Origin of the sequence: Bacillus proteolyticus, from assembly GCF_001884065.1 — a bacterium.
GTDB lineage: Bacteria > Bacillota > Bacilli > Bacillales > Bacillaceae_G > Bacillus_A > Bacillus_A proteolyticus.
The window spans coordinates 250517-262977 of sequence record NZ_MACH01000092.1; the positions used below are offsets into that span (position 1 = coordinate 250517).

At 32.6% G+C, this 12461-nt stretch carries 11 protein-coding genes, 2 pseudogenes and 1 riboswitch; of the genes and pseudogenes, 3 read left to right on the top strand and 10 right to left on the bottom strand.

The features are described 5' to 3' along the window. Positions 1–194: 194 nt before the first annotated feature. Positions 195–2582, bottom strand: coding sequence for an RNaseH domain-containing protein (locus tag BAQ49_RS15785; protein WP_071746098.1), 2388 nt, complete (start codon positions 2580–2582; stop codon positions 195–197). 343 nt (positions 2583–2925) lie between these two features. Next, a complete protein-coding gene (locus BAQ49_RS32990; RefSeq protein ID WP_165616051.1) occupies positions 2926–3099 on the bottom strand; it encodes a hypothetical protein in 174 nt (57 codons plus the stop codon). A 53-nt stretch (positions 3100–3152) separates the two neighbouring features. On the opposite strand from BAQ49_RS32990, the gene BAQ49_RS34300 reads away from it, so the two are divergent. Then, positions 3153–3353, top strand: a complete 201-nt coding sequence (locus tag BAQ49_RS34300; RefSeq protein WP_071746099.1) for an NTTRR-F1 domain — start codon at positions 3153–3155, stop codon at positions 3351–3353. Positions 3354–3412: 59 nt separating this feature from the next. Here BAQ49_RS34300 and BAQ49_RS33920 read toward each other — a convergent pair whose 3' ends face one another. Further along, the gene (locus tag BAQ49_RS33920) at positions 3413–3547 is read right to left on the bottom strand and encodes a hypothetical protein (protein WP_257208431.1); all 135 of its coding nucleotides are present in this window, start codon (positions 3545–3547) and stop codon (positions 3413–3415) included. A 311-nt stretch (positions 3548–3858) separates the two neighbouring features. Between BAQ49_RS33920 and BAQ49_RS15795 the strand changes: the two genes are divergently transcribed. Next, positions 3859–4335 carry a hypothetical protein gene (locus BAQ49_RS15795; protein ID WP_071746100.1) on the top strand — a complete coding sequence of 159 codons (477 nt, stop codon included), beginning with the start codon at positions 3859–3861 and terminating at the stop codon, positions 4333–4335. Positions 4336–4635: 300 nt separating this feature from the next. Here the strand turns inward: BAQ49_RS15795 and BAQ49_RS15800 are convergent. The 6 genes and pseudogenes from BAQ49_RS15800 to BAQ49_RS15825 all read right to left on the bottom strand — a co-directional run bounded on the left by BAQ49_RS15800 (position 4636) and on the right by BAQ49_RS15825 (position 11094). Then, a pseudogene (locus BAQ49_RS15800) lies at positions 4636–5022 on the bottom strand (hypothetical protein). Positions 5023–5140: 118 nt separating this feature from the next. Continuing rightward, positions 5141–5830: a thiaminase II gene (gene tenA, locus BAQ49_RS15805; protein ID WP_071746101.1), complete on the bottom strand. Its 690-nt coding sequence runs from the start codon at positions 5828–5830 to the stop codon at positions 5141–5143. A gap of 126 nt (positions 5831–5956) precedes the next feature. Next, positions 5957–6061, bottom strand: a riboswitch (TPP riboswitch). 73 nt (positions 6062–6134) lie between these two features. Then, a complete protein-coding gene (gene ddlB, locus BAQ49_RS15810; protein ID WP_071746276.1) occupies positions 6135–7049 on the bottom strand; it encodes a D-alanine--D-alanine ligase in 915 nt (304 codons plus the stop codon). Positions 7050–7053: 4 nt separating this feature from the next. After that, positions 7054–8502, bottom strand: a complete 1449-nt coding sequence (pdxR, locus tag BAQ49_RS15815; RefSeq protein ID WP_071746102.1) for a MocR-like pyridoxine biosynthesis transcription factor PdxR — start codon at positions 8500–8502, stop codon at positions 7054–7056. A 231-nt stretch (positions 8503–8733) separates the two neighbouring features. Beyond that, a pseudogene (locus BAQ49_RS15820) lies at positions 8734–9765 on the bottom strand (homoserine dehydrogenase). 87 nt (positions 9766–9852) lie between these two features. Continuing rightward, positions 9853–11094: an esterase/lipase family protein gene (locus tag BAQ49_RS15825; RefSeq protein ID WP_071746103.1), complete on the bottom strand. Its 1242-nt coding sequence runs from the start codon at positions 11092–11094 to the stop codon at positions 9853–9855. 246 nt (positions 11095–11340) lie between these two features. On the opposite strand from BAQ49_RS15825, the gene BAQ49_RS15830 reads away from it, so the two are divergent. Beyond that, positions 11341–11682 carry a DUF3914 domain-containing protein gene (locus tag BAQ49_RS15830; protein WP_071746104.1) on the top strand — a complete coding sequence of 114 codons (342 nt, stop codon included), beginning with the start codon at positions 11341–11343 and terminating at the stop codon, positions 11680–11682. A gap of 75 nt (positions 11683–11757) precedes the next feature. Here BAQ49_RS15830 and BAQ49_RS15835 read toward each other — a convergent pair whose 3' ends face one another. Beyond that, complete coding sequence (locus BAQ49_RS15835; protein ID WP_083596208.1) at positions 11758–12444, bottom strand: lipoprotein BA_5634 family protein; 687 nt, start codon at positions 12442–12444, stop codon at positions 11758–11760. Positions 12445–12461 lie beyond the last annotated feature (17 nt).

A 12461-nucleotide genomic window follows, 5' to 3' on the forward strand; every position in this document is an offset into this window, starting at 1 on the left:
TTCAAATTTCTTTTCACTAAATAAAAATCACTTTTCCAAATGATGTAGATTTTGTATTTCTAAAAAACATCTTAATCCTGTATGTGAATAAAGTAAATACGTAAAAGAAAAGATACATGACAAAGGATAGCATTATTTACATAGAAAAATGACAAATCCTGATCGCTATAACGAGCAGGATTTGTTTACTTTATTTAAAGTAGAATCACTGAATCTTTCTTTTCCATTTTTATTATATCTACATCTAATTCATCTTCAAACTCTTTAAACTCTCTTGCATCTATATCTGTGATGTAACTTTTTATCACTTTAACCATATGCATGGAATACGTCATATGGAGATTTTTTTCCAAGAGCATACTGGAATTACAGCACATGTAATGTATCATTTTAACGATATAATCCCTTTCTACAGATTTTACACCTAATGGTAGAATTTCAAGGATATATCGCTGCAATATTTCACTACAATTTAATGTGTATTCACCAGTGCTGTAATACATACCTTTTTGATCTGCATATAAACCTGTGCCATCCGTAACATTATCATGTTCTATCACATCGTAGCTTGGCACATCAAAAGCTGAATTTATTCTTATGACATTTATATTTGGAATCTTTTGCATAGCCGGAACAATCTCAGGTAAAATATCTATATCAATTTTTTCATTTTGTAACTCTTTTATCCAATATTTTCTCAAATCCGCATCTACAATGAAATAAACTTGTTCAGTTCGCTCTTTCGCATGTTGTAAAATTCCCATTAATGTTTCGGAAACAAATTGTTTAAAAAGAGCCCCCATATCATTTCTTTTTGATGGTTGTGGCAAAAATGCATTATGTTCATTTATATTTAATAATACGCAGTCAATCGTTTGCCACTCTGTATTCCCATATAATTTATATGAAATTTCTCTACCTTGTATTTTCGAAAAAATAGGTAGGAAATCAAATTTCGAGATTCTTTCAATTGATAAATTAACATATGTACAAGGTAAATGTATCTTATTCCAACTACGCTTCAAAAATCCTTTTTGTTCTAGTAAGCTTAGAATACTATTCACAATTGTTTCACGAGATACACTTTGGCCTATAAATAAATTAATAAAGGCTGAAATACGTTTTGTTCGTGCAAATCCTTCTCGGACGATTTGTTTTGGGTCAATTTTCTCTCGCCCATCACAATTTTCCATTGCGATTAACGCTAACGTTGCATCATTTCGCTCACCTGCAGTGGCATATACAGCTTTCATTACATCATCTACAAGATTTGTTTTATATTTCTGGCAATATTGCATTTTATATGGATTTTGCAACACTTTTTCTATATTAAATCTCACTACCTTTAGCAATACTGGAGAATCTGCATTTAATACATAAGATGCCTCACCAATCTTAGCTAAAACAATTTCACTTTCAATTAATGCTTGTTCTATTTCCATTAATATATTGTCGGACCAAACTTCTAACGTTAAAGTCTCTAACCCTTTTGGTGCAATTAAAGGAAATAATTCATTTTCATTATTTGTTACTACCTTTATGCATTTTGGAAGTAATGTAAAATAAGAGAATTTCCGCTGAAATTCTTTAAATAAATACTCTCTATCCTTTACTTTTATACCAGATTTTATTTTAGTACCTTGAACTTTATATATTCTCTCATTATATGGAAGTAACACTGTTTTATTTGTCCCCATAATATAGTCTTTTGGATATTGAAGAATATGATCTAATTCAACTTCTCCACCTATATGAAAATCATCTTTTAAATTTCTAAATAACTTAATCCATTTTATACCGTTTGTCGCTTGCTGTACTTTTAGCTTTACAAACCGCAATTTTTTATTATTCAATGTAAACTCTGAGGTAGAAATTAATATCATGCCCCGTTTTCGTCTCAAAAGTAAAGGGATATCTGGATGGTTATATTCTTGATAGAACCTTCGAATTCCTACTGAAACATTTAATAATGGGATATTCCCTCCTGCGCGAGTTATGCATTCAAACCGATATACATAAGCGAAAAAATCTTGTGTTTTTTCATCTTTAATTGGTTCTGACATGGACTCACAAATATTTTGTGAACGTAGTGGGGAAAAATAGATTTCTTCTTCAATTTTATCGTTCATTTTTACAGGTTGTTCACAAAAAACATGCGAAATTAAAGCGGGGATCCACTTAGAATACGTTTCATTATCATGTAATACTGGCAAATTAGAAATTAATTCGTTATGCCATTCATATTTGGGTGGTTCTAGTAATTGATTTGGTTTCCAATCATGAATAACCTTATACCAACTTTGGAAAATATAATCAAGCTGTTCTTGCCTAATCGGTTCTTTTGATATAATCCATGGTGTATTTTCATTTAATACATACGGATTATGCTGAATAAACAATATATCAGAAAACATATCATACAATCTTTCATTCAAGCGTTTCAACTTACTTGTTAATAAAAACGTCTTATAATGTATCTCTACAATATCCAGCCATTCAATAGGAAAATATATGAATGATACACTTTCGTTTAAAAGGGGTTCCACTATATTTTCAAATGTTAATAACCGTAATTTTTCCATGAAATGAGTACTTCCTTTCTTCATTTATCTTGATCATCAAAAACTAGAAAAACAATTACTTAATCTAATCAATTTAAACAAATTCCTTAAATTACATTTATCAATTTGAATAATACAATTAAAATGAAACACTAATGAAAGTAATATTTACTTATTATCTGTATTTTATTAAACGTAGCACATACATCACACCTCTCACACCATTAATACGTTACATTCAAATTATAAAATATAAACCCATGTATTACAATTCCCCTTTTTAACATTACCTCTATTACATGCCTAGAAGGTTGATTCATACGGTACGGTTCCCCTCCGTTCGATCTGATTACTCTTTAGGACATTACTTCATTTCTTTTTGGCATTCTTTTAAATAATCGATAGCCTCTTGAACCTGTTCTTTTGTTGAAAGTAATTCCATCACATTACCTTCCGTGTTATATACACGAATTTTTCTTTCCTTGTACTCCATCCCTAACATTCCTTCATCAGCCAAAAGCTTTATGTTATCTTCCATCTTCACCCTCCTTTCTACTAAAATAGCGTTTTTATTTACTAGAGTGGATTTTATTGAATAGCCATTCTAGTGTTTACAGCGCTAAATTATCTGGAGGTTTAACTAACGCTATTATTGCTCAAGCAGTTCCAGTATCCCAAAATGAAACGTTCGAACTTTTTGTGTCCCTTACTAAAACCGGACCATTTCCTAGCCCTTTGATAGCTATCAATGTTCAATATTATAATGAAAATACTTTTTTGGAAGACGGCTGAGTTACTTTTATACTTTTCAATCGTATCCCCGATAACAACGAAAAAGATTGGTTAGAAGTTTATGAGACTGCTTCTCCAGTGCCGGCTACAGCTAATACAGCATCAATAGTTATCGCTAAGTTCCCCGAATTTGGAAGTTCAGATGTATTTATTGATGATATATCCCTTCTATCCGTCGGACCCACTGGGAACACCAGAATCACCCTCTTGTATCATTAACTCAAAATCATAGATCAATTTTTCCATTTAGTTCTCTTCCTTCTCAAATAAAGATTTTGTATTAAATCCACAAACCCCTAAGAAGCATACATACGATAACATGTGGTATTCTTTTTCAATATAAATTTTGGTCAGAGAACGCATTGGAAAGCGCTCTTTTATATTTAAATAAGGATTCTGTTCTATTTTTTTATTTACGCTGTTTTCGTAAGAATTGTTGCTATCTTGACCATACTGATAAAAGGTTGACTTTCAACTAGTAAATTGGATTTAAAGGAGGGTTAACATGAAAGATGAATTAAGTATAAATATCTATTTAGATGAAACTGATACTCCGTTTTCAAGATATTATAGCTCAGATGATGTTCACCTAAGCTCTGACCTTGAAGATTTTATTTTGTCAAAACTGCACAGTGGCAAAAGAAAAGAAGTAGAAATATTTTTTTTAAGTCAGAATGATTTTGACGAAAAGTCATTGAAGACTGCCACATTTAACACTTTTTCTAACCTCTTGAACGAAGAGGAATATACATATTCGAGAAATGTCAAAAAGGCTATTGTTTTGTTTGTGCTTGGTATTATTGTTGGGTTAATATTCTTGAAACTTTCAAGCACTCATGCCTATGTTGCAGGAGTATTAAGCATTGTGTGTTGGGTTTTTATTTGGGCAGGTACAGAGGTTTATTTTTTTGAAAATCAGCAAATCAAACGAAATATTAGAAAATGCAAGAATATTCTAAATGGTAATGTGCACAAAAAATAGAATTTTAGTAAATATTTATAAAGCTGATTTTCGGATTCTACCTTGTGCATTTATTTAGGTGATTGTTTGGACTTGGAAATCGTGTTGAAGATTAATATCGCCATACGAAGAAAGCTTTCATAAATACTTAAGACCTGGATTTAATCTAAGGTCTTATTTTCATCGCAAAAAAACAACAATCTATACGAAAAGGGCCTTTATTTAAAACATATAAATATGCGGGAAGTAATTATCTCGATCATTACGCACGCCCTATCATGTCACCTATACAAAGTGCTCTTTTTTTGTTTGTATAATTAATTAATGCTTGTTTAAACTATAAATAGTTAGTCCTTTCCAAACACCAGCTTGCTTCCATTGTTGTTTCATTTTCTCTACATAAGAGGGGCTACGATTATACATAATGCTAATATCTTTATCTGGGATGCCTTGTTAATTCAATTCGCGTACACGCTCCGGAGTAAGCCCAATGGGTATATCTTTTCGTTTTCCACCACGATTTCTCGGCTGCGTATCAAGGTATCTACCCAACTGGCGTAATTCTTCACCAGTCGGGCACTCCTTACATTCATTGATACTGAAACATTCGTTAGATGTACGGTTATAATAACAACGTCTACATTTCTGTTCGATAATATCGCCAATTTGGTATGTGAGCTCTTTGCGTTCTTCTTTTGTCAGTTTCATACCATCCACCTACAAGCCTGCCTTGAGCGCCATACCAAGCGCTTGTGTTGTATTTATGATTTACAAAAACCAAAAAAAAGTATTGTCCATACATACGTATTAGCAATACCTCTTTTCTTTATCTTATTACATCTTTTACATCTGTATCCACTGGCCACTTTTCTAAAGTATAAGCCATTTCCCAAAATGAATATTCATATTGACTACTAATAATGAAATGCTGTTTCATACGCTTGCGGTCAGACTCTGTCACTTGTTCAGCGATAGTATCTAACCGTGTAATTTGCTCTTCAACTAATGTACGGAACCAATCAGATCCATAAGCAGAAATCCATTCGTTATAAATTGGTTCTTCTGGCTGACACTCTTTTAAACGCTCACCAATTTCATAATATAACCAGTAGCAAGGTAAAATAGCTGCAATAATATCTCCTAAATGCCCTTCATAAGCTGCACGATACATATGAGATGTATATGCATATGCAGTTGGCGCAGGGATAAAATTATCTTTTTCTTCTTTTGTAATCCCTAATTTCTTAGCAAAATTCTCATGTAATGATAATTCTGCCTCGTATGTATTTTGAGCATGGTGTGCCATACGAGCTGTCGTTTCTAATTCCAGTGCCTTTGCCGCTCCTAAAGTTTGTACTCTAGCAAAATGACTTAAATAATATGAATCTTGAAGCACATAATAGCGAAAACTAGCTAAATCTAACGTTCCTTCGCCAAGTTTTTTTACAAAAGGATGATTAAAACTAGCTTCCCAAATTGAATCTACTTCTTTACGTAATGATTGTGAAAAAGTCATTTATATCCCTCCAATAATTTATAAACCATACGTGTTTACCCACAATTATTATAGCTGTAAAATAAAAAAACTTTCTTTACAGGCGTAAAGAAAGTGAAATAGACAATGTTTATTTATTCGTTAATTATGATTGTCTTCCCACTTCCCTACGCTGGTATTAACCAGATCAGGTACTAAGAGTCTCAAATCCCCATTTGATCTCAGCCTATAAAGGCCCCCCTAGTGGATAAATATTGGGTTGTCGTATTGCAATTATCATAGCATACTTCGTAGAACTATCAAAAGTTTTAATTGTACAAATATCTTAAAAACCTTCTTCTTTCCTTACTTTTAATGAAGTTTCAATTATCATATCTAATAGTTTACTATAATTAATTCCAGCCGCATCTGCACTTTTTGGTAGTAAACTTGATTGTGTCATCCCTGGTAATGTATTAACCTCCATTACATATGGAATTCCATCCTTCACCATCATATCAACCCTTGCATAAACACTACATTTTAATGCTTTATAACATGCCAATGACGCTTTATTTACACGTTCCTGTACTTCAGCTGGAAGTTCTATAACTTCTTCAATTGTACTAACATCATCGTATTTTGCATTGTAGTCAAAAAACTCAGCTGCATGTCGAATTGAAACGATAGGTAACTGTTTACCATCAAAAATTGAACATGTAATCTCGTCACCTTTTATATACTTCTCAATTACTACTTCAGAATCCCATTCGAATACAGTTTCCAGCATTGAGATTAATTCATTTTTATCATTGACGATCTTTACGCCAACACTCGAGCCGCCAGAGTTTGGTTTTACCACTAACGGAAATCCTAACTTATCTAAATCATCAAGCTTTAGGTCCTCCATTTTTGTAAGTTCAATCCAATCTGGTGTTTCTACTCCTTCATAACGCAAAATCTTTTTCGAAATATTTTTGTCCATACATATACCGCTAGATAACATATTGCTACCGCTATATGGAATACCTAAACTCTCAAGTGTTCCTTGAACTGTACCATCTTCTCCGTATTTTCCGTGTAATGCTAGCAATGCAAAATCAATGTCTTTCGCTTTTTCAATTAAATCCATTTTTTCATTTAACGTAATTGGAACGATTTCATACTTATTTTTATCTAAATGTGCAATCATTTCATTCCCAGTCATAATTGATACTTGTTTTTCAGAGGATACTCCTCCCATAATAACGCCAATTCTCATTTTCTCAACTCCAAGTTTCATTTTTTAAAGTTTCACCAATTATTTGAATCCCACTAACTATTTCTTTTTCCTTCAATCGTGAAAAGCCTAAGCGGAATGTGTTCTCTCCTCCTCCATCAGAGTAAAAAACATCTCCAGGAGAAAACGTAACTCCTTTCTCATAACACTTTTGTAAAAGTGCGCGGGCTTGAATTTTTTCTTCCAACTCTATAAATAAATGAAGTCCACCATCTCCAGTCATTCTTTTAAACGGAATGTACTGATTACACGCCCCAACAGTTAACTCATATTTTTTCTTATAAACAGATCTTGCTTTTTTTAAATATTTTTCAAAATATCCTTCATGTAAATATTGAAACAAAACAGCTTGATCTAACGTTGATGTGTGAATGGTTCGTGCTCTTTTTACACTTTCTAAATAATGAATGAGTTCTTTATCTGCGATGATCCAACCTACACGTAAACCAGGGAAAAGTACCTTTGAAAAGCTACTAATATAAATCACATTATTACCAGCCCCAGCAAAAGTTAATAATGGCGCTAAATGTGAACCTGAATAACGTAATTCCTCATTAAATCCATCCTCTATAATAGGAATCTTATATTTTGAAAATAATCTCATCAATTCCGTTCTTTTCTCCGAACTCGTAACAATACCAGTTGGATTATGATAAGAAGGGATTAAATACGCGAAATCAAAATCCTTTTCACGCAAACTTTTTTCTACTTCATTCGTATCAATACCATCATCATTCATATTAATCCCATGAACTTCAAGTCCATGTAAACGAAAAAGTTTCAATGCAGCATGGTGAGTTGGGTTTTCACAAATAACACGCCCTGATTTTTTCGATAAAGAAGATAATACAATATCTAATCCTTCTGTAAATCCATTTGTAATTAAAATATCTTTGTTCGAAATATCTACACCTTTCATTTCCATGTAATGGAGTAAATAATTCATTAACGGTCTATAACCTTTTGCATATCCGTAGTTCAGTACGATATCCCCTTCAATGGACATGCGAGTAAGAAAAGCTCTTTTGAAATTTTCAACATCAAATAGCTTTTCATCCGGTGCTATACTATTAAAAACAATCATTCCTTTTTCCCAGCGAACACCATGTTTCATTAAATCTAATTCATCCGCTAATGCGGTAACTGTATTGAGTTTATTTTTCCAATCTATTTCAACAGACGAAGTGTTAGAAATATCAACCTTCGCAACAAAATTTCCTTTTCCTTTAACTGCATAAATGAGTCCTTCTTGCTCTAAATCCGCATAAGCAGCGAGTACTGTATTTCTGCTCACAGATAGTAATTCACTCAGTTCCCTTGTTGATGGGATCTTTTGGTTCCCTAACAAATGTCCTTTCATAATCATCTTTTTTAAATAATCTTTCAGTTGAATATAAACAGGACGATCTTTCACAACTTTAAAATCTTTAAACAAATCCTTACCCCCTGCAATCATTTTTGCATATTTATTTCATTTTCAAAAGGTCCACTACATATGTATTTTTTATTAATAGCGGTACGGTCTAATAAAGTGAAACTTTAATCAGTGGGGATTTTGTTCATCCCCCACCGATTATTAGCCCGCATCAATCGGATATATATGGGCAATAAGGATCCCACCTAACTTTTTTGCTCCATTCGAATTTTGAAGGTATAAGTTTTACTGCTATAAATCTCTACGATATAAGTTAATTACATCTTTTAAAGCAGCTGCTGCGGCTCCGCGTGGATTAGAAGCTCCACCAATTGTAGTAACTTGTCCCATTGTATCTGTAAAGAATGTTATTCCTTTTTCAGTTCCATTTACTTTTGCTAGTGAATGGTCTTTTTCTATTTCAAGCGATTCTACATTAAGATTCACTTTACCATCCTTATCCTTATCCTTATATGCTGAAGCTATTAATTTAATATATTTGTTTTGCTCCTTAGCATTTCGAATTTGTTGTTTTGTAACACTTTCGATTCCTTTTATATGTATATCTGTAAGCGTATTCTAAACACCCATCAAGCTGTTTGCCAAAAGTAACAATTTACACGCACTATCTGAACCACTTACATCTAGTATTGGGTTCGTCTCAGCAATTCCTTTATTTTGCGCTTCTTTCAGTGCTTCTTCAAAAGTAACATCTTCTTCATACATTTTTGTAAGTATATAATTAGTTGTCCCGTTTAATATTCCTTCTATTTTTTCAATATTGCAGCCAGCTAAACTAAATTGTCCAATATCTAATGTCGGTAGTGCTGCGGCAGTTGCGCCACTATATCGAATTCGTACATTCGCTTCTTTTGCTGCTTCCTTCATTTCTCTCCAGTGAGTAACAAGTGCACCTTTCGAAATTGCTACAATATCCATATGTTTCTCCATCGCTTGTTTTATATATTGTTTTCCTGGATTTCCATCTTTAAGATTTGTAACAGTTGATTCTACCAATACAGTACCACTTATCCCACTTGTTGCACGTTCGCCTGGATGATGTTCTATATATTTTTCAATCGCAGCAGTACCGCCACCATACATTAGTAAATGATGAATAGACAAACCTTCCTCATTATGTATTGCAATATTTCTACCTAATACGCCACTTACAACTAAATGGATTCCATATGTTTCGTATATATATAAATATTTTTCGTTTACTAATTTTATAAACTCTCTTCCTACAGTCCCGTATCCTGATAAAACAACTTGTATTTTCATAATATCCCCCCATATTTTTCTTCCATATCCCTCTTTCAATATAATATAAAGCGCCCCCGAATTCCATCGAGAGCGCTTTATTATTAACTATTGCGGTAGCCGTGATAACTTTTCTGCAATTGTTCTATAAAACTCTTGAATATTAGAAAAACCTAACGTGTCTGAAACACTTAATCCTACCATATCGAGATGATCCCAATTTACTTTCGTTTCAATATGATTCCATTTTCCAGCCTGTAAAAACTCATTATTATATACAGCAATATTAGACGAAGGCGCAATCATAGAATTTGTATTTACTACACCGTCATTTTGCCACCAAGATGTATCAATTAATGGGCGATTTTCTTCAAATCTTGCATAGGAACCTAAGAAAACTGCATTCCCCATTAACACTTTGTTCATTGTAATATGAGGTAGTTGTAAACCCGTTATAGGTGCTGCTTGTGATGCATGTCCACTATACGATAAGTAATATACATCCGATTGTGTCTTTACCCAACTATTTAACTCCTTTGCTCCATCAGTACTTAAATCCCATTGACTAATATCTTTTGTATTTTTCCAAATTGCACTATTTAATATCCGATCAGTATATTGGAAGAAGGACTCTCCAGCATTTTTTTTCATACCCCATTGATCCAATTTAAAATCATATAACGATAAATTATTGTTTCCTCCTAAACTCGCAGCTGTAATGAGTAAATCTTTAACAAACGGAAGCAATAGACTACCATCCGCAAGTGTTGTCCCGTTGTGAGGAGTTGCTAAAGTTGTAACACTATGAACATACGATTTACCACCTTCAAATAGTGGTGATATCTTTGTGTTCGGATGATTTTTCACATAATTTTTTTCTTCATAACTTCCTTCTTTTAATAGCTGTACTAATGTTCTCGTCGTTTGTCCTCCCATACTATGCCCAACTAAATGAACTTTATTTGTTTCACTCCAATTCGTTGCAAAACCACTATATGTTCTACCAAAACGATTATGTCCATGTTTCTCAGCGTGTGCCGCACCATAATCTACTGTTCCACCGTTAATTTGCGCGTATAATTCACATGCACGGTCCCAATTACTAGAAACAGGGCCAACAGCAGCAGTATGTACTGTGTAACCATTTCTTTTTAAATCTTCCTGTATATCATGAACACCACCCCAATATTTTACCTCTAACATTTCTTCCCTACCCCATCCAGCAAATCCATTCACTAAAATGATAGGATAATTATTTTGTTGTCTCTCTTCAGCGTAAGTTGTTTTCGCTGCGAATGAACAAACAGTTACTAATGTGAAAAAACATACTTTTAAAAATAACTTCCCCATACTTTCTCCCCCTAATTAAACACTTTCATTTTTCTGTGAAAAAGATTGACACAATCAGTTTTTAACTTAAACATAATGTAAAGTATTTTATATACGTTGTATATATAGAAAACATATATAAATGTTGATAAATATTAATTCAAGTTAATATTTATTTTTTACAATATTAGCTATAGTTTCCTCATGTTCAACGGATTAAAAGATCATAAGAAAACTAATTTCGCTGCTTGAAAAGAAGGAAAAAGCATGCAAATCGGATCAAACATTCATACATTATCTCAACCTACTAAAATAACTCCATCTAATCTTGAGCATAATACTATCTCTTCTACTAAACTTGAAGGTAAGAAAGCGAATGATCCTATCAAGTTCGATATTTGTTCATCTGAAAAAGAAATGAAACAGCCTAAGCATAAATTTAACGAATTAGATTTATGGAAGATGTTGAAAGATAAAGGTGTTCCATTATGGATCATCCTTGAAATGCTACAAAAAGTCCGTAAAGAAAAAGAAGCTCAAAATAGTTCGGCTCAAAATCCAAATTCGATTGAAGAAACGAACGAGACTCGATTAAATGAAGTAATGTAGTTTATGTTCTCTAAATGATCTATACATAAAAAGAGTTCAAGATCGATAAAGTTTCTATCAACCTCGAACTCTTTTTTAAGATTTTTCTCCAATCGTTACAAACTGAAAAGATACTTCTCCTTCTAAACCTTTAATTAGCTTTCTTACTTTTACATTTTCATTAATCAATGTATTATCTGTCGACATTTTAGGTTTTTCGTCACCTAAAGATTTTTTCAGATGAAGAAGTTGCATTTTCGTTTCATTTGCTTTTATTTCTTTATATACACTATTTTTCGCTACAATCACATACCATTGAAACCCATAATTACGAGTGTTACCAATCCAAGCATTACTATCATATTTAACAGGAATCTCTCTTCCTTCTATTTCAATACTTTGTATAGTCTTTTCGTCTTCATGTGTAAATAATAATGAGCCTTCTTTTGGAAAATTCGGTAATGTGTCTATAGGCATAGAACTGGATACATTATCCCGTTTACAAAAAATCTTTTCTTTAATCATCGCTTGCGCAGTAGATTCATTTAATATTAGTACCTTCCCTTTTCCAAATTCACCTGTTTTCACTGAATAAACTTCATTTTCTTTCGTATTTTCCTTATAACGATTAATAATTGGTGAAGCATTATTCTCATCTCCAATTATTAGTACACCGTTAGCTGGGAATAAGTCTTCATTTTTAGAACATGCGCTTAAGCTTATTAAAATTATTATAGTTAACATGAAGATAGTTAGTGTTCTTTTCATCACGGTTCCTTTCATAATTCAATTTGTTTTTC